The following is a 22,079-nucleotide window of genomic DNA, read 5'->3' on the forward strand; positions in this document are numbered from 1 at the left end:
CTTGGAATTGCCGGGAGGCCTGCAGAGGTCTTCCGGGATTCTGCCTTAGGGGTTGACCACAGATGATAAAAGTGCTGATTGTTGATGACGAGCCCAAGTTGCGGGAAGGAATGCGATCACTGATCCCGTGGGAGGATTACGGCTATACTGTAGTCGATACGGCAGCGAGCGGACTGGAAGCACTTGATAAGTTCCGGACCCATACACCCAAGCTGATTATTGCAGATATCCGTATGCCTGGCATGGATGGCCTGGAGCTGATTGGCGAACTGCGTAAAGTAGACGCTAACTGTCATGTGCTGATCCTCAGCGGTTATGCGGACTTTGAATATGCCAAACGGGCGATCTCCTATCATATTGACGGTTATTTGCTTAAACCGGTGGATGAAGAGGAATTGATCTCCTATTTGCAGGAGCTACGGGATACCATATCTCAGGAAGAACGTGCGAACGAATGGCAGAACAGTGAACCTGCGCGGAACGAGGATACTTTGCTGCGCCATTTGCTGCAGCCGCAGGAGGAAGATGCTGTCAGGGCTGAAGCTGCTGTGGAACTGGGCCTGGAAGGGCATAGCTGTGAAGTCGTATTGCTGGAGCTGAAGGGACTGCATAAGGGCGGAGATATCCGTGAAGAGCAAGTGAGAAGCGAACTTGAGCAGCAGTGGCAGCCAGATAGGGGCTTATTATTCAATCTGCCACCTTATTTAGGTCTACTTCTAAAGGAACCATTGCAGGACGATGCCGGCCGCGACGCTCTGTGGCGGAAGCTGAATGGAGTCATCACTGGACAGGGACTGGAATTCCGTGCCGCTGCAGGGGGAGCTGCATCTGGACCGGAAGAAGCGTCAAGGTCTTTTACAACGGCCACCGGGCTGCTGGAAGAGGCTTTTTTTGGCAGAAAGGATGTTATTCTGAGCGTAACACCGGATGACTGGGCGGAGCCTGAGCCTGAGACTGCACCGGAGGAGGAGCCTGACCCCGAACGCGATGTAGAGATGCAGCTGCTGCTGGCTATTGAAACCGGAAGTAATGAGGCCATTCCCGTGCTGGTGGGGCAAATTGTCCGTAAGCTGGTTGCAGTCAGACGCGACGAAACCTACATTAAGGAAAACCTGATGCGTGTCGTAAGCAGTACCATTGCCCGACTGGAAGCGGCTAATCCGGATTTTCGCAGTTTCATCCTGAGTCATCCTTCCCCGATAGGCGAGGTATACGGCAGTGATTATCTGATTGACGTAGAGAAGCAGGTTGCAGAATATATGGAGCAAATCTCGAGACAGATGAACAGCGGCGGACGAGGCGATGAGATCAAGCGGATTACCGATCTGATTCAGCGGCGCTATAATGAGAACCTGAAGCTGGGATCGCTTGCGGAAGTTTTTAATTATAACAGCGCATATCTAGGCAAAATGTTCAAAAGCCAGGTAGGCGAACACTTTAATACTTATTTGGACAAAGTCAGAATCGAGAAGGCGAAGCAATTTTTGAATCAGGGAATGAAAGTGTACGAGGTAGCTGAAAAAGTCGGTTATATGAATTCCGATTATTTTAACGCCAAATTTCGCAAATATGTCGGTGTGTCTCCAACCGCTTTCCGCAAGGAACAATAAATGGATCTGCTGAAATGAATGTAAAACTGTATAATAGTCATTAAGTGGTACAGGCTGTTCCCATGCTGCGGCAGATGCGGGGAGCAGCCTGTTTCTCCATGATTTGGCCGGAAACATTGCGAGGGGGAATTGGTATCAAGAAGCTGGTGCGAATGATCAACAATTTGAAGCTGAAATACAAGCTGATTTTTTTCTATATTATAGTGGTCATGATACCTGTATTGATTGTGGGGATTATGCTGACCAGCTATTTCCGCGGAGCAGCCTTGACCAGAGCTATTGAGCAGGCGACGAATAATGTGGAGAAGATCAAGAGTCAAATGGCCACCAAACTGCGGGTACCCACAGACATTTCCAATCTGCTTTATTTTGACACTAATCTTGAAAAGCTTGTGAATACACAATATCCGAGTATTCTGGAGCTGACAAAGGCCTATTTGAATTATACGGATTTCCAGGATTATATTCTCCAGTACAGGGAAATTTCCAATATCCGCTTTTTTATAGATAACCCTACACTTGTAGATAACATGTCTATTGCTCCTCTGACTCCAGAGATCAAGGCGAAAAATTGGTATAAAAGCGCCATGATGGGCCCAGGACTCAACTGGATGTATATTCCCGACAAAGAGGCTTACATCAACAGCACGAAAGGAACGATCAACAAGCTCAGTCTGGTCCGGCAAGTTTTTTACCCTGAATATCAGAAAACAGGAATATTGATGGTCCAGGTGGTCCAGGATGAACTGAACCAGATGCTCGTTCAAGAACCGTTTGAGACGATTATTACAGACGAGCAGGGATATATCGTGGCCGCCAAGAATCCGCGTCTCGTGGGCAGCACGCTCGCTGCTTTTGATATCGGAATGGATCTGCAGAAAACTTCCCGAAATGTAATCCGGACCACAGTCAAAGGCAAAGACTCCTATGTCATTGTTGATGAGATCAGACCGCAGCTTAGTGTCAGCCGGCTGAAAGTAATCTCTGTGTTCGAAACCAAGAGTATCCTGAGCGCCGCGAACAAGGTAAGTCTTCTGGGACTGCTGATCATTGGCGGTGTCCTGCTGATTGCGCTTGTGCTTGTGTATGTTATTTCTTTTCTAATGAGCAGTCGTCTGCTGCAGCTAAGCCGCCAATTGAATCAAGTCGCCCTCGGCAATCTGAACGTAGTCTCGCATATTGACGGCACTGATGAAATCGGCCAACTCTCGCGCCAGTTCAATTATATGGTATCCAGTATTAACCTTTTGTTGTCACAAGTCGTGGAGAGCAACGAGAAAAACAACAAGCTGGAGATCGCCCAGAGAGAGATTAAGCTGAAAATGATGGCGAGCCAGATCCACCCTCATTTTCTGTTCAATGCACTGGAGTCTATCCGTATGAATGCCCACCTCAAGGGGGAAAAGGAAATCGCCAACATTGTACGGCTGCTGGGCAAGCTTATGCGTAAAAACCTGGAAGTGGGCCGGGACCGGGCACCGATCAAAGAAGAAGTGGAAATGATGCGTTCATACCTGGAGATTCAGAAATTCCGTTATGAAGAGCGGCTGGAGTATGAAATTGAGTTTGATACCAAGGCTGCAGATATCCTCATACCACCGCTGATCATTCAACCTATGGTCGAGAATTCGGTGGTGCACGGACTGGAGAACAAAGAAGGAACGGTGCATGTCCATGTCCTCATAACGCTCTGTGAGGATGAGCTTAAAGTTTGCGTTACTGACGATGGGCTTGGCATGACGGAGGAACGGCTCGCTGAGATTGTCTCTGTCATCTCCCAGGCAGAGGAGGAGCCTCAGAGCCGCATCGGACTTCGCAATGTTCATCAGCGGCTAGTGCTGTATTACGGGGAAGCGCACGGGCTGAATATATCGAGTGAAGAGGGAGTGGGGACAGAAATATCCTTCTCAATTCCCCGATTGTAGGCCCTTACAGGTAGCGCTTTCACTTAATGTCTAATTTGCACTGATTTTACGTAAAATCTGTCGGGTATTCTCCCTAAGTTGTGTACGGTATGATATGTGTATACAAAACGAAGGGGGAATAATGAACGTGAAAGCGCTCACGGAAAATGGTGTTACTATAAATGAAAACGTAACCCCTGTCCCACCTGCGAAACGGAATAGTGGATTTTGGAAAAGCGTACTGCAGCAAAAGTACTTGTATCTGATGTCTCTACCGTTCGTGATCTGGGTATTTGTTTTCAGTTACGTGCCCTTATGGGGATGGTTGATGGCATTTCAGAATTATAAACCGGCCAAGTCGTTTGGAGATCAGAAATGGGTAGGGCTTAAGAATTTCAAGGAACTTTTCCATGATGAGCGGTTCTATCTAGTATTGAGAAATACGCTGGCTATGAGTGGACTTGGACTCGTGTTCGGCTTCGTTATTCCGATATTGTTCGCGGTAATGCTTAACGAGCTGCGTGGCAGTGTATTCAAGAGAACGGTTCAGACCGTGTCCTATCTGCCTCACTTTGTATCGTGGGTTGTAGTCGCCGGGATTGTTTCGAAAACGCTGTCTATCGACGGAGGGATCGTCAACGATCTGCTGACAGGACTTCACATTATCGATGAACCAATCCAGTTTATGGCGAAAGCCAAGTGGTTCTGGGGAATCGTAACGGTCTCAGATGTTTGGAAAGAAACAGGATGGAACGCCATTATCTATTTGGCAGCGATTACAGGTATTGATAAAGAACTCTATGAAGCTGCAAAAGTTGACGGTGCCGGAAGAATCAAACAAATGTTCAATATTACACTACCGGGTATCCGCACCACTATTATGGTACTGCTGATTATGTCCATTGGTCATCTGATCGGTATCGGATTCGAAAAACAGTTCCAACTGGGCAATAACCTTGTTACCGATTATTCTGAAGTGCTGGATTTGTATGCGCTTAAGTACGGGATTCAAATCGGGCGATTCTCATATGGTACAGCCATCAGTATGTTTACCTCGGTAGTCAGCGTAATATTGCTGCTCTCAGCCAACGGTATTATGAAGAGATTCACTAAAGAAAGCATTATGTAAGGAGGGGATAAGAGTGGCAGGCAAAGCTTTTCAAATGACTAAGTCTGAACGTGCGTTCGACATCTTTCTATACTTTTTTCTTGGGATCATCATGATTGTGACGATTTATCCCTTCCTGAATGTACTGGCGATTTCTTTAAATGAATCTACAGACACCGTCCGCGGCGGCATTTACATTTGGCCGAGGGTTCTGACGCTTGAGAACTACCAGCGGATATTCAGTTACACAGGACTGATTCAGGGCTTCAAAATCTCTATTCTCCGGACTTTAGCCGGAACTATTCTAGGGCTGCTCAGTGCATCCATGCTAGCCTTTACATTAAGCCGTCCAGAGTTCCGGGGGAGAAAGTTCGTCTCGTATTTCCTGGCGATGACCATGTATTTCTCCGGCGGTATGGTGCCTATGTACATTCTGATGAGAGATTTGAATCTGATCGGAACGTTCTGGATCTACATCTTGCCAGGTGCAGTCTCTGCTTTCAACGTATTCGTCATTCGCTCCTTTATGGACGGGCTGCCTTTCGCCCTGCAGGAATCGGCGAAGCTGGACGGAGCCAATGACTTCATGATTTATTACAAGATCATCATGCCGCTCTGCAAGCCTGTTCTGGCAACAATTGCATTGTTCCTGGCTGTAGGTCAATGGAATGAATGGTTCACCACCTATCTGTATAACGGTAACAAGCCGCATCTGACCACGCTCCAGTACGAGTTGATGAAGGTACTGGCAACCACCAATCAGGGCAGCGGCATGGTAAATGCCAACGATATGGCGAAGCAAATGGCGCAAATATCACCTGAATCGATCAAGATGGCTATTACCATCGTAGTTACAGTACCAATTCTTGTGGTGTATCCATTCCTGCAAAAGTACTTTGTAGGCGGTATGACACTGGGTGCCGTTAAGGCGTAGACCCATTAGGAGTAAATTGCATGGGAACGTGTTTCCTGATTCAGCTATGAACGGATCAGGAAGCCATCCCTGCAGTATTAACGGAACACTAATTGGATTTTAGTTTTGTGATGGTTTTGCAAGCGCTACCAGTGGTATATTCAGGACTATCCTGATATGCATAGATGAAACACACATTACAAGGGGGATACACAATGAAAAGCAAGAGTATCAAAACTGCGTTTACGCTCATGCTCATGAGTTCCATGCTGATTGCCGGCTGTGGCGGAAATAATAATGCAGCCAATACCGGCAATGCGGCTAACTCGGGAAATAACACAGCAACCGCAACCGATGGTGCTGCGAATACAACTGTAGATACCAGCCCTGTTACATTCTCGTTCTTTGGTGCTGATGCCAGTCCTAACTGGAATAAAATGCAGGATGAAGTAGGTAAAGTGATTACCGAAAAAACAGGTGTTACCGTAAATGCTGAATATGATGTAGGCAGCGGCGGTGGGGAACAAAAGATTTCTTTGATGGCAGCCAGTGGTGATGTGCCTGATCTGATCTATGCTAAAGGTAATCTTAGTAAACTGGTTGATGCCGGCCTGGTTATCGATATGACAGATTTGATCGACAAATACGCGCCGAACCTGAAAAAGGTCTATGGCGATAATATGAATCGTCTGAAATACAGCAATGACGATCAAAAAATCTATTCCATCCCTACAAATGCAGGGGTTGACCAACAATCCTTTGATGCCGGCGGCGGTTTTGAAATTCAGCAGCGTGTCCTGAAGGAACTTGGATATCCTCAAGTGAAGACGGTTCAGGATTATGAAAAAGTGCTTAAAGATTATGTAGCTAAACATCCGGAAACCGACGGTCAGCCAACCATTCCGCTTACGCTGAATGCAGATGACTGGAAAATCATGATTACGGTTACCAACCCGGCGTTCCTTACAACCGGTGCACCGGATGATGGTGAATATTATGTAGATCCAACAACCTATGCAGCACAACTTCACTACAAACGTCCAGCTGAAAAAGAATATTTCCGTTGGTTGAACCACATGTATAGCGAAGGATTGCTGGACAAAGATACCTTTGTACAAAAAGATGACCAATATAAAGCTAAAATAGCTAGTGGACGCGTACTTGGTCTGATCTCTCAGGAATGGGAATATCAAGACGGCGAGAATGCTCTTAAGGCAGCAGGTAAAGACGAATACACTTATGCTCATTTCCCTGTAACTATGTCTGATGAGTACAAAGATCACTCTTTCCAATCCGTAGGTATTGATGCATCAGGTATCTCTATTACTACCGCTTGTAAAGATCCGGTTCGTGCCATTAAGTTCCTGGATTGGCTCGCTTCCGATGAAGGTCAAGTGCTGATTAACTGGGGTATTGAAGGAAAACATTACACTGTGAACGCAGACGGCAAACGTGAAATTCCTGCGGATATCCAAAAGAAGAAAACAGATGATGCTGCCAATTTTGCTAAGGAAACAGGTATTAGCTTGTACACGGCATTCTCTGCCCACTACGGTGATGGCGTGAAGGATTCCACAGGCAACTACTATACTACTAACTTCCCTGAACAAATCGTAGCTGGTTATTCTGATGCTGAAAAAGAAACACTGAAGGCTTACAATGCTACCACTTGGAAGGATCTGTTCCCTAAGGAATCTGACTTCCCGGTTAAAGAATGGGGCGCGCTGTACAACATGCCTGTTCCTACTGATGGCGACTATCAGGTTATCTTCAAGAAAACACAGGATATCGTTCGTAAACGTATCCCTGAAGCCATCCTGTCCAAACCAGCTGACTTCGATAAGGTATATGATGCATTCATCGCTGAGCTGAACAAAGCTGGTGCTGAAAAGATGGAAGCTGAATACACGGATCTCGTAAAAGCGAGAATTACCCTGTGGACCGGTAAAGATCTGTAATCAACAGTAGGTATTGAAGCACTAATCTACTATCTGCTAATGTAAAGCAAAGGCCCGACTTTGGTCAGGGCCTTTTGCTTGTAGCCAGGTAACTTGGAGGAGGAGAGGGAATGGCGGAGAAGAAAAGTGCACCGAACTGGATACTAAAATATGATCAGCCTGCGGTGGAATGGGAAGAAGCACTGCCGCTTGGCAACGGGCATATGGGAGCTATGGTGTTCGGAGGGGCTGCCAAGGAGCGTATCCAGCTTAATGAAGATACATTATGGGCAGGGATTCCGCGTGACAGTAATAATTATGAAGCTCAGCGTTATTTGAAGAAAGCGCGCGGGCTTGTCTCGGTAGGCAGCTATGGCGAAGCCGAGGACCTTATTAACTCGCGTATGCTTGGTGTAAACACACAGCCGTATTTGCCGCTGGGAGATCTGTATCTGGAGCATCCGGGAGTGGAGAAGACTGAGGGCTACCGCCGGGAGCTGGATCTGGACAGCGGTATTGCTACCGTGTCTTATCAAACGGTAGAAGGCACTTTTACCCGTGAGGCTTTTATCAGCGCTCCTGATGGAGTCTGCGTGGTCCGTGTTGCAAGTGGGGTAAAGGGAAAACTTGAACTGGTTGTCTCCTTGGACAGCCTCTTAAAACATGAAGTTCAGAGCGGCGGAGAGTCAAAGCTGACGATGCGCGGGCAGTGTCCAACGTACGTAGCAGATAATTACTTTGGTGATCATCCGTATCCGGTCCAGTATGAGGAGGGGCTGGGTATCGGCTTTGAACTGCAGCTGGAGGCGATGGTCACCGGCGGAAGTGTGCAGACCGTAGGAGGAAAGATTGTAATCTCCGGTGCGGATAGCGTAGTCCTGCTGCTTGCAGCCGGGACCACTTACGAGGAGCTGAAGCATAAGGCGGCCCATATTCGCGCTGATTTTATTGGTGATTCCACTGCAGTTCTAAGTCCTGGGGAAAGTTGTGCCAAGAGATTATCGGCAGCAGCGCCAAGGTCCTACGAGGAGCTGCTGCAGCGTCATACAGACGATCATCAGGCCATCTTCCGCCGTGTGGACCTCAATCTCGGGGGCTGGGAAGCCGCTGCGCTGCCGACTGACCAGCGTCTGGCTGCATACGGGGAAGGCCAGGCAGATCCGGCACTGGAGGCTCTTTTGTTTCAATATGGCCGTTATTTGCTGATGGCCAGCTCCCGGCCGGGTACGCAGGCTGCCAATTTGCAAGGGATATGGAACCATCATCTGACACCGCCATGGAACAGCAACTACACCACCAATATTAATGCACAGATGAATTATTGGCTGGCCGAGGTATGTAATCTGAGCGAATGTCATGAACCCTTAATCGATTTGATCCGTGAGGTCAGTGTCACCGGCTCAAGAACAGCGGCTATTCATTATGGGGCCCGCGGCTGGGTAGCTCATCACAATGTGGATCTGTGGCGTCATTCATCCCCCTCGGGCGGGGATGCCAGCTGGGCCTTCTGGCCGATGGGCGGGGTGTGGCTCAGCAGCCATCTGTGGGAGCATTATTCTTTTAATCCGGACCGCGAGTACCTTGCGCATACAGCATATCCGCTGATGAAAGGGGCAGCGTTGTTCTGTCTGGACTGGCTGACAGAAGGGCCGGACGGCATGCTCATTACGAATCCGTCTACCTCGCCGGAGAACCGTTTTGTAACGGAAGATGGTCGGCCCTGCAGTGTCTCTATGGGTTCGGCTATGGATATGAGCCTAATCCGCGAATTGTTCGGCAATTGCCTTGAAGCCGCGATTATTCTTGGTGTTGACGACGACTTCCGGCTTCAATTGGAGGAGACGGTTGCCCGTCTGTTCCCTCTGCAGATCAGCCGGGACGGACGTTTGCAGGAGTGGTTCCAGGATTTCACCGAGTCAGAGCCGGGACACCGTCATGTCTCCCATTTGTACGGGCTGTATCCCGGGAATTTGATTAATGAGAAGGATACTCCTGACCTGCTGGAGGCCGCCCGTTTATCACTGGCGAAGCGGATCACCTCCGGTGGCGGCCATACCGGCTGGAGCTGCGCCTGGCTGATCAATCTGTACGCCCGGCTTAAGGATGGGGAAGCCGCTTACGGCTTTGTGCGGACATTACTGACCCGATCCGTGTACCCGAACCTGTTCGATGCTCATCCGCCATTTCAGATTGACGGGAATTTCGGGGCTGCTGCTGGGATTGCGGAAATGCTGCTGCAGAGCCATCTGGCTGAAATCAATCTGCTGCCGGCACTGCCGGATCAATGGAAGAATGGCCGGGTGAAAGGGCTCAGAGCCCGGGGTGGCTTTGTTGTGGATATGGAGTGGAAGAATCATATGCTGGTCTCGGCCAAGATTACTGCAGAGCAGGATGGCTTATGCCGTGTAAGCTACTCCCATAAGCTGAAGCTTCAGCTTATGGACGGCACCCTGGCAGAATCCGGAGGCCCACTGCACATGAAGGCGGGAGACAGCATTACAGCAAGCGTGTAGCAGAGATTTGAATGATGAGCCGTATCCGTGACTATACGGCGGCGGACATTGTATACTGCTTCCTGGCAGAGAACCTGCCGGGAAGCAGTTTTTTTGCGTATACTAGGAACTAAATGTTATTCATTCCCCGTGGAGATATTCTTTGGTTGCAGGGCTTATTCTGCGCCTCCATCAGACCGATAATAGACAATATAGCAGGATCTTAAGATACGTAAATTTCTCCAAGAATAAATTGCACTGAATATGTAATGTTACAGTTGTGCAGAATGGAATTTCAGCATCTACTATATAGTACATACTATTGGGTGATCCATTACAGGATATGCAGGAGGTAACAGGATTTATGGGGAAAAAGCATCTGTCACTGATGAAAACCATTCTGGGGGGTATGCTTGTATGTGCAGCGTTGCCGCCGGCGTTATACTGGGGTTGGGACCATGCTTATGCCGCCAGCACTCAATCGGCGCTGCAATCGGAAGCGGAGATGGCGCAGAAGCTGACTGCAGCAATGAATAACCGTAGGGAGAACATCACATTCGTATATGAAGGTAAGACGACCAACTTAAAATCTTTGGTGCAAAAAGCAATTGACCAGGCGATGGGCAGTGACCCTTACCTGTACTATATAATTGACAGCTATGCTTTCTCTTACCGGGGGAGTAGCCGCTCGGCCAACGTAACAGTGCAGGTGGAGTACCGGGAAACGCTGCAGCAGACCGCCTTAGTGAACAAGCAGGTGAAGACGATTCTAGAGCAGATTATTACCCCAGGGATGAATAATCACCAGAAGGTGAAGGTTATTCATGATTGGGTGGTGCTGCATCTCCAATATGATGCCACCTACCGCAAATATACGGCCTACGAAGGCTTGCAGACCGGCAGTGCCGTGTGCCAGGGATATTCGCTTCTGACTTACAAACTGCTCCTGGGTGCGGGTATCCCTAATAAAATTGTTGAAGGTTCAGCAAGACCGGAGGGTGGACCTACCCAGTCGCATGCCTGGAATCTGGTGCAGCTGGACGGGCGATGGTATCACTTGGATACCACTTGGGATGATCCAACACCAAGTCCGGGCGGGGGGATCAGCACGCTCTACTATATGCGGACCGATGCCCAGATGCGGCGTGATCACAGCTGGACCAAGTCTTATCCGGCAGCATCTGTCAGCTACTCGCAGACCCTGTCTGAACTGGTCAGCAGCGGGGGGCAGAATGTTTCTGTATACAAGGACCTTCAGCAGAAGCTCGACTACCGGTTGTATGAAGAGGATCAGGTGGTTACCTCAGCGTCAGAGTTGAATACGCTTGTGAAGGAAGCGGTGGCTTCGGGCAAAAAGTCTCTTTTGTTCCGTTACCGGGGCACAGAAAGACTCCTCAAAATCGATCTCCAGGGACTATATAGTCTAGGCTTGGAGAACTTGTCATATAACAGTACCCCGTTTGATAATACCGGGGATTTGAAAGTATATGTGACCTGGGAATAAGAAAAGCAATGGCCCGATTCACCTTGGGATGTAGAGGGAAGAGTTGCGGCACAAAAACAGGGATGCTCCATCAGCCAAACGACTGCGGAGCATCCCTGTTTTAATGAAATCGTGAAATACAACTAAGTCTTTCCGCGGATAAGAATATAGCCGCTCCCTGCGTATAATTACTCCGGATGTGTACTCAGATCGCATTGATCCAGCGGGACAATACGGCTCTGGCGGAACCAGCGGTAACCAATCCAGATGAGCAGGAACAGAGGCAGGCTGACATAGGATACGAGAACACCGTACCAGTCGATGCTGCCGCCTGTGAAAGCGCCCAGGTTCTGCCCGAAGACAGCAATAAGACATAGCACCAGCGCGAAGATCGGACCGAAGGGGAACCATTTGGCACGGTAAGGTAGCTCCTCCAGCGAATGGCCTTGCGCTACAAAAGCGCGGCGGAAACGGTAATGACACACGGCAATGCCCAGCCAGTTAATGAATCCGCACATTCCAGAAGCATTGAGGAGCCAATTATAAACGGCACCGTCACCAAAGAAGGAGGCCAGAAAAGCCAGCATTCCAACCGCGGTGGTCACGAGGAGCGCGCCTACAGGTACTCCGCGGCGGTTCAGTCTGCCCAGGGCACGCGGTGCCATACCATCCTTGGCCATTGCGTACAGGACACGGGTAGAAGCGTACATGCCTGAGTTCCCAGCTGACAGCACAGAGCTGAGAATGACGGCATTCATAACAGATGCGGCAATTGCAAGTCCTGCTTTGTTGAAGACAATGGTGAACGGGCTGACACCGATATCATCGATACCGCCACGGAGCAGATCCGGATTGGTGTAAGGAATAAGCAGTCCAATCACAAGAATGGCAAAAATGTAGAAGATCAGGATGCGCCAGAATACCTGGCGGATGGCCAGTGGCACATTACGGCGCGGGTTCTCGCTCTCACCTGCTGCGACCCCGACGAGTTCAGTTCCCTGGAAGGAGAAACCGGCAGCCATGAAGACCCCGATGAAGGCGAAAAATCCGCCATGGAAGGAGCTCCCGCCAAGCTGGAAGTTGCTGAGTCCTACCGCTTTGCCGCCCATAATCCCGAAGATCATCAGCACTCCGACAGCTAGGAATACAACTACGGTAATAATTTTGATAATCGCAAACCAGTATTCCGATTCACCGTAACCACGGGCTGACAGGAAGTTCAGTCCGAACATCAGCAGCAGGAACAGCAGGCTCCATAGCATGGAGGGACTGTCTGGGAACCAGTATTTAATAATTACAGTCGCGGCCGAAAGTTCGGCAGCGATAGTGACGGCCCAGTTATACCAGAAGTTCCAGCCGATGGCGAAGCCGAAGGCGGGGCTGACAAACCGAGTGCCGTAGGTGCTGAAGGAACCAGAGTCCGGCAGGTAAGTTGCCAGCTCACCAAGGCTCGTCATCAGAAAGTACACCATAATCCCGACTGCTGCATAAGCCAGCAGCGCGCCTCCCGGTCCGGAAGAAGCGATAGCGCCGCCGCTGGCCAGGAACAGTCCGGTTCCGATGGAACCGCCAAGCGCGATCATGGTTAAATGTCTGGCCTTAAAGGTTTTGCGCAGCCCTGGAGCGGCAGCATTGCTGCCCTGCGCCGATAGGTGCTGCTGATTGTCTTCCTTAACTTGCATGAATAGGACACTCCCTCTAATTGTAATGTTTCTGTTCAAGGGCTCTAACCAAAGAAGCATATCCATCCTGCAAGCACAAAAAAAACCGCAGACGGATTCTGCGGTTTTCTGTATTTACAGCTCCGCACCATACTCCCTGTTCAGATAGCGCAACACAGTGCCTGGCCGCAGTTTTCTGGCGGGCCAAGCGCTGTGACAGTTCCGTGCCTTTCGGCAACGGCCCCAGCCTGCACTGCTTAATAAGAGCAGCGGTGCAAGCTTCGGCAGATATTCCTTTCGGCGGCGTTTCACAGACGGCTCTTATAGCGTCTCCACGCGCGTACTCTTTATATCCGCGACCTCTACCTCATCTTAGGTATGATGAGGCTATCTTGTAATGATATGAACACAACAGGAACTAGTATAATGCAACTTAGCTGGGCAAGCAATGACAATTTACGGAAGATTAGCGTCAGGTTCTCCGGCGCTCCGACATCTGCTGCCAGACAGTACCGGCAGCCTCTTCACCGGATGCGATGCGCTCCAGCGCCATACGGGCCTGCAGGCCGACCTCGAATTCGGGATCATCCACTGCGGTGCTGAGCGCTTCCTGTGCCTCGGCTGTTCCAACCTCATACAAGAAGCGCGCGGCCCGCCAGCGGACGAGCTTGCTCTTGTCTGTGAGCGCCGCTGTCATCACTGGCGTCGCTGCCGGATCGCCGATGTCGGACAGCGTATCTCCGGCCGTGCGCCGCACGGCCGGGGCGCTGTCTGCCATCGCCTCATAGAGCAGCTCCATCGCCTCTGGCGTGCGGATGTCGCCCAGGTACACGACCGCAAGCCTGCGGATATGCAGCTTGGGGTCGTGCAGCGCCGTGCGCAGCTCCGGCAGGAGCGCTGCCTCCGGCTGAAGATCCTCCAGCGCGGCGTAGCGCACGCGCCAGTCCTCGTCCTGCAGGTCTCGCAGCAGCTCGGCCTGTTCCTTCTTCACGCGCTGCTCGACGAACTCGCCGCCAGCCCCGTGCGCGATGGCCTGCTGCACGAGGGAGTCGAGGCGTTCCTGCGGATACGCCGCTTCCAGCTCCTGCTCGACCTCGCGTGCGATCGCTTCGGGCTCCCCGTAGCGCACGCCGTAATCGGTGAGCTTACGCTCTTTGATCATTACGGCGCTGGCTACATCGGTTACCGCCTTCGTGAACCTGGCGGCTAGGGCGATGCGCTCCTCACTCGCGCCGGTCTTCACGCGGATCTGGATCGGGATGCCGCGGAACATCTGCACGAATACCTGGGATTCCCCGAAGTGAGCCCCGGCATTCTCATCCTCCAGATTGAAGTCGGCACTTAAGCCTTCCGCACCGAAACGGGTCTGGACCTCGCGGAGAATCGCTGCCCAGTCGGCACTACCTCTACGCTCCAGCGCGGCGAAATCGGCCGCGTGATAAATACTGGTAACTCCCGGGATGTTGAGCATCTCTCGGGCCCAGGAAGGAGCAGAGCGCTGGCTCTCCGGTGTATAGGTACGGCGGACTCCGGCCTCCAGAGTCTCATCGAGATGAAGCTTCATCGTATTGGGACTTGGAGTCGGTTCAATAAATGTAATCTTCATACGCTAGGCTCCTCTTTAAACGGCATAAGAACACCGTAAGTACTGTACCCGCATTTTACCTCATTTCGGCCACTCAATACAAAAGGGCTGCAGTATAGTTCCGCTTAAGCCGGAGGGTAAATGGTTAAGCTTTGTAATAAATGAATGGGAAGGAGAGAAGCCGAATGGCCAGAATACGCTACAATAACATTGATAATGTTAGTACGGACAAAACGCTGAAGCAGCTCCGTCAATGGCGCGAGGAGCGGCGGATGAAGAAGAAAGATTATTCCTATAAAGTGCCGAATCATCCGCCCGAGCTGGACTATCTGGTGAAGAACCGTCTCGATACGACGATAACCTGGATCGGGCATTCAACATTTTTGCTTCAATATGAAGGGGTAAATATCATTACTGATCCCGTATGGGCGCAGCGGCTGGGGTTCGAGAAACGGATCTGCCAGCCGGGTATTCCACTCAGCAGCATTCCCCCGGTGGATCTCATTCTGATCTCCCATTCGCATTATGACCACCTGCATCTCGCATCAGTCCGCAAATTGTACAAGGCGGGAACTACGCTTGTGGTACCGGCGGGCCTGAAGCGGAAGATGGTGCGCAAAGGCTTTGCCAATTGCCTGGAAATGCAGTGGTGGGAGGAGCTTACACTGGGAGCCGTGAAGCTGACCTTTGTTCCAACACAGCACTGGACACGGCGGACGCCCTTTGATACCAATACTTCCCACTGGGGCGGGTATGTGCTGCAGCCTGCTGAACCGGGCAAGCATCTCCGGGGTGACGGGGCTAAGCATGAGCTGCCGCCCAATCTGTATTTTGCCGGAGACAGCGGTTTTTTTCCCGGATTCAAAGAGATTGGAAGCCGCTTCAAGCTGCATGTGGCGCTGATGCCGATTGGTGCCTATGAGCCCGAATGGTTCATGAGCTCCCAGCATGTTACTCCAGAGGAGGCCGTTCAGGCTTTCATAGATGTCGGCGCGGAACTGATGATCCCCATGCACTTTGGGACCTTCAGGCTGGCAGATGACACGGCCAGGGAGGCACTGGACCGGATGGAGCAGGCCCGCTTGGCACAGGGGATTGAGGAGAAACGGATCCGAACGCTGGCATATGGGGAAACGCTGGTCGTGCATCCCGAGGAGCGAACGCCAGTCGGGTAGAGCTTACTTATAACCGTTTAATGAGGTAAAACTACATTTTATAGGCGGATCTTCGGGCTTTTTTCCTTGTTTTTATGCTATAATGAGCCGGAACCCTAAGTGAAAAGGATGGTAATGCTTAATGATTAGCACAAGCGGCGTAACACTCCGCTACGGAAAACGCGCACTATTTGAGGATGTAAACATAAAATTCACACCCGGCAACTGCTATGGCCTGATTGGCGCTAATGGCGCCGGCAAATCGACCTTTTTGAAAATCCTGTCCGGAGAGATTGAAGCCAATGTCGGCGAAGTGCATATTACACCCGGCGAACGTCTGGCCATATTGAAACAGAACCACTTCGAGTATGACGAGTTCCAGGTGCTGGAAACGGTAATAATGGGCCATACACGCCTGTATGACATCATGAAGGAAAAAGATGCCCTTTATGCCAAAAGCGACTTCACCGAAGCTGACGGACTTCGCGCCGGTGAGCTGGAAGGCGAATTCGCTGAACTGAACGGCTGGGACGCTGAGCCTGATGCTGCTGCTATGCTGATCGGACTTGGGATTATGCGCGAAATGCATGATAAGAAAATGGCCGAACTCAGCGGCAACGAGAAGGTCCGGGTACTCCTTGCGCAAGCCCTGTTTGGACGTCCGAACAACCTGCTGCTCGATGAGCCTACCAACCATTTGGATCTGGAATCCATCGGCTGGCTGGAGAACTTTCTCATGGATTATGAAGGCACGGTTATTGTCGTATCCCATGACCGTCACTTCCTGAACAAGGTATGTACGCATATTGCTGATATCGACTTCGGCAAAATCCAGATGTATGTAGGCAACTACGACTTCTGGTATGAATCCAGTCAGCTGGCCCAGGCGCTGCAGCGTGACTCGAACAAGAAGAAGGAAGACAAGATGAAGGAGCTGCAGGCATTTATCCAGCGCTTCTCCGCCAATGCTTCCAAGTCGAAACAGGCGACCTCCCGTAAGAAACAGCTGGAGAAGATTACCCTGGACGATATCCGCCCTTCGAACCGCAAATATCCGTTCCTCAACTTCAAGCCTGAGCGTGAAGCCGGCAAGCAGCTGCTTACAATCAGCGGGCTGAGCAAATCGGTGGAAGGCGAGAAGATGCTGGATGAGATCAGCTTTGTGGTCAACAAAGGCGATAAAATCGCTTTTGTCGGTCCTTACTCCCAGCCAAAATCACTATTGTTCGATGTGATTATGGGCGAGAAAGAGGCTGACGCCGGCGAATATACCTGGGGCGTTACAACAACACAGGCTTATTTCCCCAAAGACAACTCCAGTTATTTCGATGGGGTGAACATGAACCTGGTGGAATGGTTGCGCCAATATTCCAAGGATCAGGATGAAACCTTCCTGCGTGGTTTCCTTGGACGGATGCTCTTTGCAGGTGAGGAAGCGCTGAAGAAAGCGAGTGTGCTGTCCGGGGGCGAGAAGGTCCGCTGCATGCTGGCCAAAATGATGCTGAACGGTGCCAATGTGCTTGTGTTCGATGAGCCAACCAATCACTTGGATCTGGAATCGATTACTGCACTCAACAACGGGCTGATTGATTTTGATGGAACGATCCTGTTCACTTCCCATGACCATCAGTTTATCCAGACTATCGCTAACCGTATCATTGAGATTACACCGGCAGGCGTTATCGACCGCTCCATGACCTACGATGAGTATCTGGAGAATCCGGAGATCAAGGAAATGCGTGCCCGGATGTATCCGGTAGAAGTATAAGAATTATATAGAAACCTTGAACAAGCAATGTTCATATGAAAAACGGCTGCGTCGTCCCATAAGGGATAACGCAGCCGTTTATGTTCAAATATCCACGAGTACCCGAACTTAGGAACCGCCGGTACGGCGGCGCTGGTTGTTGGGCTTTTTGTTATTCTGGCTTTTCAGCGGTTTGGCAGAACCGGCCTGAAAGGTGGATCCAGGTTTGCCGGAAGACTGCTGCTTCTTCTGCTCCAGTTTTTGACGGATGGCATCTGCCAGATTGATTTTTGGTTTTTCATTGCTCTCGCTCATTATGTTAACCCCCTTAGGTAGCAAGTCCTTTCCTTTATTCTAATTGTTTTTAAATGCAGCCACAAGGGCAAGAATAATTCAAAGAATGATCTGCCGGGGCACGGGAACAGTATAGAGAGCATTATGGGGGAGGGATGGCGGTTGGTTGATATTTATGATGATATACGGAAAGGTGAACGGGGCGCTCTAATCAGTATTATCGCCTATCTCATTCTATCGGCCTTCAAGCTGATCAGCGGGTATGTATTCGGTTCGAGCGCACTGCTTGCGGACGGGTTCAACAACCTCACCGATATTGTTGCTTCGCTTGCGGTGCTGATTGGTCTGCGCATTTCGCGGAAACCTCCCGATTCGGATCATGCCTATGGACATTTCCGTGCGGAGACGGTGGCTGCGCTGCTCGCCTCCTTTATCATGGCGGTGGTTGGTATTCAAGTGATTGTGGAAGCTGTCCGTTCCTTATTTGAGGGAGCCAAAGCCACGCCGCAGCTATGGTCAGCCGGGGTCGCAGTGGTGTGTGCCGCAGCTATGATGGGGGTATATATATATAACAAACGGCTCGCCAGACAGATTAATAACCACGCACTGATGGCCGCAGCCAAGGATAATTTCTCGGACGCGATGGTAAGTATTGGCGCAGCTGTAGGGATTGTCGGGGCACAATTCGGTCTGCCTTGGATTGATTCCGCAGCAGCCGTTGCTGTCGGTCTGCTGATACTCAAGACGGCATGGGATATTTTCCGTGATTCAACATACCGTCTGACTGACGGATTCGATCAAGATCAGCTTATGGATCTGCGAAGCACCATTGCCCGCACACCCGGTGTTGAAGGCATCAAGGATTTGAAGGCCCGTGTTCACGGGAATCATGTGCTGGTGGATGTGGTCGTGGAGGTAGATGCCCAGATTACAGTAAAACAAGGCCACGCGATCAGTGATTCTATAGAAGAGCGGATGAGCAAGCTGCATAATATCATGAATGTGCAGGTTCATGTCGAACCGAAGTCTTAACTCCTTTGTTTTTTCTAATTAGCTGTAATTTCCACCAAATCCAAGGAGAATTCAAGACTATAGACCCGGGTATTACCATAAGTTGGCAAGTTTTTTTGTGAAATTTGGAGCATGTTCCATTTCCCGGTCAAGCCTATAATGAGGGCAGAAAGCAACAAACGTAACGCGCGCCGTTGTTGAATTTCTCATTATGCCAAGCGGGGGAACGCTATGATCGTATCATATAAAGGGCTGGCATCATCTTTGCTGGTCTCGACTTCACTTGCGGTAACACTGGGAGTGTTCAATCCGCAGCAGGCGCAGGCGGCTTCTGTTTCTGTCCAATCCGCCATTACGGCTTCCGCAGCACAGACAGGTGTGATTATATCTTCAGTCCGTCTGCGTACGGCACCATCCACAAGCGGAACAGTACTGAAATATTTGAGTAAGGGCGACCAGGTTGTTATCCTGGAAGAAACGAACAGCTTTTGGTACAAAGTCAGAACTGCTGACGGTGACGTTGGGTATACGAGCAGGGGAGAACAATATATTCAGGTGGCTGCAGCTCCGGCAGCACAGACAGCAGTGATTCAAGCTACAGTCCGCCTTCGGGATACCCCGAAGGCGGACGGTCAGATTATTGGATATCTGAACAAAGGTGATCTGGTCACCATTGTGGATGTTCCGAATAGTTACTGGTACAAGGTGAGAACGGCAAGTGGCAATGTAGGATATACAAGTTCCTCGGTTCAATACATTGTAGTGGATGGAGGAGCGGGAACGACATTACCGACCCCGGCTCCAATACCTGTGCCAACACCAACACCAGCACCGGTGCCTTCGGCTCCGCAGCAAGCGGCTGGAATTGAGGGTGTAATTGCTGCAGGGATGGGCTATCTTGGAACTCCTTATGAGTTCGGCTCCAGCCGCAGCGACACCAGCACCTTCGACTGCTCCGATTTTATCCGGCAGATTTTTATGGATGCAGCTAATCTGAAGCTTCCAGCCGATTCCCGGCAGCAGGGTGAATGGATTAAGCAGAACAGTACGATAGTCACCGATATTTCCGGCCTGAAGCGTGGAGACTTGATGTTTTTTACGGATTATCAGGGCAGCTCGGCTTACGCATATGCCGGAATTGACAAGTTGACAGCAAGGATTACGCATGTAGCTATGTATTTGGGAGATGGTCAGCTGCTTCAGACCTATTCAGTGGCTTCAGGCGGAGTCCGGGTTGATAAATTAAGCGCTTCTTGGGTGAATCGTTTCCTTTACGGAGGCTCGGTCATCCGCTAAAATAGATTGTAGAGATGCGAAGCGACAGCAGTAGTGTTTGTGACGGGTGAACTAGGGCGGGTGTTTTTTTAGGCTATCCCTCCAGTAGAATGATTCTACTGAAGGGATAGCCTCTATTTTTATGTGGATTGCACATATTCCCGGCAAAACCCACCGGAATAAACAAGCCATGCAGGATCGGAAAGATCCAGCATGGCTTGTTGTATGTAGGCCCGCAAAAAGTATGAATAGACTGGGATTTACGGGCTCTCAGCCAAGTATGCAATATGCTTCACAGCATGTTCATACGGCCGAGGGTACAATTATTCAATAATTACATCGCTGGAGTGATTACATAAGCGGACGCAGGCACCTTGATCCATGCTTTGCCCAGCCATGTATAAATCTCTCTCCATTCATTGCCCCAGCTGTCGGTCATGATAGCTCCAGTGGTATCTACGGTTTGTGCGCTCAACCAGCCGGCTGGAGTCGTACTACCTGTGGAAAGGTGGAAAGGTGTTGCTTTGGTGAGGATAATCATAGGAGTGGCTGGCTTAATATCTGCTTGTGTGATTACAGTCTCGTATTGGGCGCCATATGTGCTTCCTGTTACACTTGTTGTCGTACCCGATACTTCATCGGCTGAAGCTGTTGCGGCAAAAGAAGCTACAAGACCCATGGCTACTGCGATACTGGCGAATTTTTTCATCTGTGATTCCTCCTGAGATTAGTTTGGTTGTAGTAGGTTTTTCCTTTTTTGTGCTGTGCTAATAAGCATGTAAACAGAAAGGGGACCTTGTGAACCAAACGTTTTGTTTTTTTATTTTTCAGAAGCAGTCAAGGGTGGGAGGCCTACATTTTCTGCAGTGTGAATAGGATAGAAGAGAATTTGAAGCGGGGACATGAGGTTCTCTGGTCATAAATCGCCGTTCTGCCGCTTCACACACAATGAGCCCGGATACTCCATGAGGGAGTCCGGGCTCAGGTTGTGTGTGTATAGGTAGAAGAATTAAAAGACGGCTAATGCCGTTACATTGATCTTCCTCTGCGTCCCATAAAGAGTGAAACAATGAAGAGAACCAGGAAGATGTAGAAGAGTACTTTTGCGATGCCTACTGCTGCAGCTACAACATTGAAGAATCCAAAGATCCCGGCGATTAAAGCAATAACAAGCAGAATTACTGACCATTTCAACATGATGTATCATCCTTTCGGTGCGTAAAGTGTAATCAAATGTAGTCATTGTTTAAACGGGGAGATCTGATTTGAAACAAACAAGGAGGTGGGATTTGACATTTGTTTCGGGCCATTCTCGTAAGGGTAACTATGCAGTAATAAGGCAGAGCAAGCCGACATTCAACGATTTGGAAGGGGTTTTGGAAATGATTATTGATCTTAGCGTCGCACTCGCTGCGATTGCATTCGCCGTACTTGTCTTCTTTTTAATTAAAACCTTGAAATCAGCGAAGGAATCCCTCGACAAGGTCAGCCAGACTCTGCAGGAAGTGCAGAAGACGATTGATGAACTTACTTATGAAGTGAAAACTACCGTCAGACATGCGAACGACATTACTGCAGATGTGCAGAGTAAAATTCAAAAGATTGATCCGATTGTCGATTCTGTGAAAAACCTCGGTGACGTTATGAATGAACTGACACTGACCGTGAAGCAGGTATCGGTAACTGTAATTGAGAAGTACCGGAAGTCGCGTGAACTGAAGGAAAAGGCTAAGGCAGTTTCTATAGAAAGTACTCCGCTTAGCCCTGCAGAAGAGCGTACCGTTCAATCATACGACAGTGCTCATGCTAAGAAGTCTCCTGGCAAAATAGCCATGGCGCTAAAAGGCGTAGACACTGCTGCTACCATTTGGCAGAAATTCCGTCATTAATGGATCAGGCTGAGCA

At 49.9% G+C, this 22,079-nt stretch carries 17 protein-coding genes and 1 riboswitch; of the genes, 12 read left to right on the forward strand and 5 right to left on the reverse strand.

Annotation, left to right across the window (positions count from 1 at the left end):
* The first annotated feature begins 62 nt into the window (after positions 1–62).
* The 7 genes from AC0MA3_RS16195 (at position 63) to AC0MA3_RS16225 (ending at position 11,468) form a co-directional block, all read left to right on the forward strand.
* Positions 63–1,610 carry a response regulator transcription factor gene (locus tag AC0MA3_RS16195; protein ID WP_474656930.1) on the forward strand — a complete coding sequence of 516 codons (1,548 nt, stop codon included), beginning with the start codon at positions 63–65 and terminating at the stop codon, positions 1,608–1,610.
* Positions 1,611–1,762: 152 nt separating this feature from the next.
* Positions 1,763–3,535, forward strand: coding sequence for a sensor histidine kinase (locus AC0MA3_RS16200; protein ID WP_474656931.1), 1,773 nt, complete (start codon positions 1,763–1,765; stop codon positions 3,533–3,535).
* A gap of 121 nt (positions 3,536–3,656) precedes the next feature.
* Entirely contained in the window at positions 3,657–4,643 is a 987-nt protein-coding gene (locus AC0MA3_RS16205) for an ABC transporter permease (protein WP_474656932.1), read from the forward strand.
* A gap of 13 nt (positions 4,644–4,656) precedes the next feature.
* A complete protein-coding gene (locus AC0MA3_RS16210) occupies positions 4,657–5,556 on the forward strand; it encodes a carbohydrate ABC transporter permease (RefSeq protein WP_379162880.1) in 900 nt (299 codons plus the stop codon).
* 194 nt (positions 5,557–5,750) lie between these two features.
* Positions 5,751–7,493: an ABC transporter substrate-binding protein gene (locus AC0MA3_RS16215; protein ID WP_474656933.1), complete on the forward strand. Its 1,743-nt coding sequence runs from the start codon at positions 5,751–5,753 to the stop codon at positions 7,491–7,493.
* 110 nt (positions 7,494–7,603) lie between these two features.
* Positions 7,604–9,985, forward strand: coding sequence for a glycoside hydrolase family 95 protein (locus tag AC0MA3_RS16220; RefSeq protein WP_474656934.1), 2,382 nt, complete (start codon positions 7,604–7,606; stop codon positions 9,983–9,985).
* 343 nt (positions 9,986–10,328) lie between these two features.
* Positions 10,329–11,468 (forward strand): transglutaminase domain-containing protein, encoded by a 1,140-nt coding sequence (locus AC0MA3_RS16225; RefSeq protein WP_474656935.1) that lies wholly within the window; start codon positions 10,329–10,331, stop codon positions 11,466–11,468.
* A gap of 167 nt (positions 11,469–11,635) precedes the next feature.
* On the opposite strand, the gene AC0MA3_RS16230 is transcribed toward AC0MA3_RS16225, so the two are convergent.
* Together AC0MA3_RS16230 and AC0MA3_RS16235 are read right to left on the reverse strand one after the other, a co-directional pair.
* Positions 11,636–13,129, reverse strand: a complete 1,494-nt coding sequence (locus AC0MA3_RS16230; protein WP_474656936.1) for an amino acid permease — start codon at positions 13,127–13,129, stop codon at positions 11,636–11,638.
* A 137-nt stretch (positions 13,130–13,266) separates the two neighbouring features.
* A riboswitch (Lysine riboswitch) is annotated at positions 13,267–13,481 on the reverse strand.
* Positions 13,482–13,580: 99 nt separating this feature from the next.
* Positions 13,581–14,714: a virulence factor gene (locus tag AC0MA3_RS16235; protein ID WP_379162895.1), complete on the reverse strand. Its 1,134-nt coding sequence runs from the start codon at positions 14,712–14,714 to the stop codon at positions 13,581–13,583.
* A gap of 164 nt (positions 14,715–14,878) precedes the next feature.
* Here AC0MA3_RS16235 and AC0MA3_RS16240 point away from each other — a divergent pair, with 164 nt between their 5' ends.
* Both AC0MA3_RS16240 and AC0MA3_RS16245 read left to right on the forward strand, forming a co-directional pair.
* Positions 14,879–15,868: an MBL fold metallo-hydrolase gene (locus AC0MA3_RS16240; RefSeq protein ID WP_474656937.1), complete on the forward strand. Its 990-nt coding sequence runs from the start codon at positions 14,879–14,881 to the stop codon at positions 15,866–15,868.
* Between the two features lie 121 nt (positions 15,869–15,989).
* Entirely contained in the window at positions 15,990–17,615 is a 1,626-nt protein-coding gene (locus AC0MA3_RS16245; protein ID WP_379162901.1) for an ABC-F family ATP-binding cassette domain-containing protein, read from the forward strand.
* A 108-nt stretch (positions 17,616–17,723) separates the two neighbouring features.
* On the opposite strand, the gene AC0MA3_RS16250 is transcribed toward AC0MA3_RS16245, so the two are convergent.
* Positions 17,724–17,909 (reverse strand): hypothetical protein, encoded by a 186-nt coding sequence (locus AC0MA3_RS16250; RefSeq protein WP_379162904.1) that lies wholly within the window; start codon positions 17,907–17,909, stop codon positions 17,724–17,726.
* Positions 17,910–18,050: 141 nt separating this feature from the next.
* Here AC0MA3_RS16250 and AC0MA3_RS16255 point away from each other — a divergent pair, with 141 nt between their 5' ends.
* Both AC0MA3_RS16255 and AC0MA3_RS16260 read left to right on the forward strand, forming a co-directional pair.
* Positions 18,051–18,920, forward strand: a complete 870-nt coding sequence (locus tag AC0MA3_RS16255) for a cation diffusion facilitator family transporter (RefSeq protein ID WP_474656938.1) — start codon at positions 18,051–18,053, stop codon at positions 18,918–18,920.
* 210 nt (positions 18,921–19,130) lie between these two features.
* Positions 19,131–20,195, forward strand: a complete 1,065-nt coding sequence (locus AC0MA3_RS16260) for a C40 family peptidase (protein ID WP_474656939.1) — start codon at positions 19,131–19,133, stop codon at positions 20,193–20,195.
* Between the two features lie 313 nt (positions 20,196–20,508).
* Here AC0MA3_RS16260 and AC0MA3_RS16265 read toward each other — a convergent pair whose 3' ends face one another.
* Complete coding sequence (locus AC0MA3_RS16265) at positions 20,509–20,883, reverse strand: hypothetical protein (RefSeq protein ID WP_379162912.1); 375 nt, start codon at positions 20,881–20,883, stop codon at positions 20,509–20,511.
* 320 nt (positions 20,884–21,203) lie between these two features.
* Complete coding sequence (locus tag AC0MA3_RS16270; RefSeq protein ID WP_025709419.1) at positions 21,204–21,371, reverse strand: DUF1328 domain-containing protein; 168 nt, start codon at positions 21,369–21,371, stop codon at positions 21,204–21,206.
* 185 nt (positions 21,372–21,556) lie between these two features.
* On the opposite strand from AC0MA3_RS16270, the gene AC0MA3_RS16275 reads away from it, so the two are divergent.
* Positions 21,557–22,063, forward strand: coding sequence for a DUF948 domain-containing protein (locus tag AC0MA3_RS16275; RefSeq protein ID WP_379163034.1), 507 nt, complete (start codon positions 21,557–21,559; stop codon positions 22,061–22,063).
* Positions 22,064–22,079: the final 16 nt, after the last annotated feature.

It is taken from the genome of Paenibacillus sp. LS-5, from assembly GCF_056121505.1.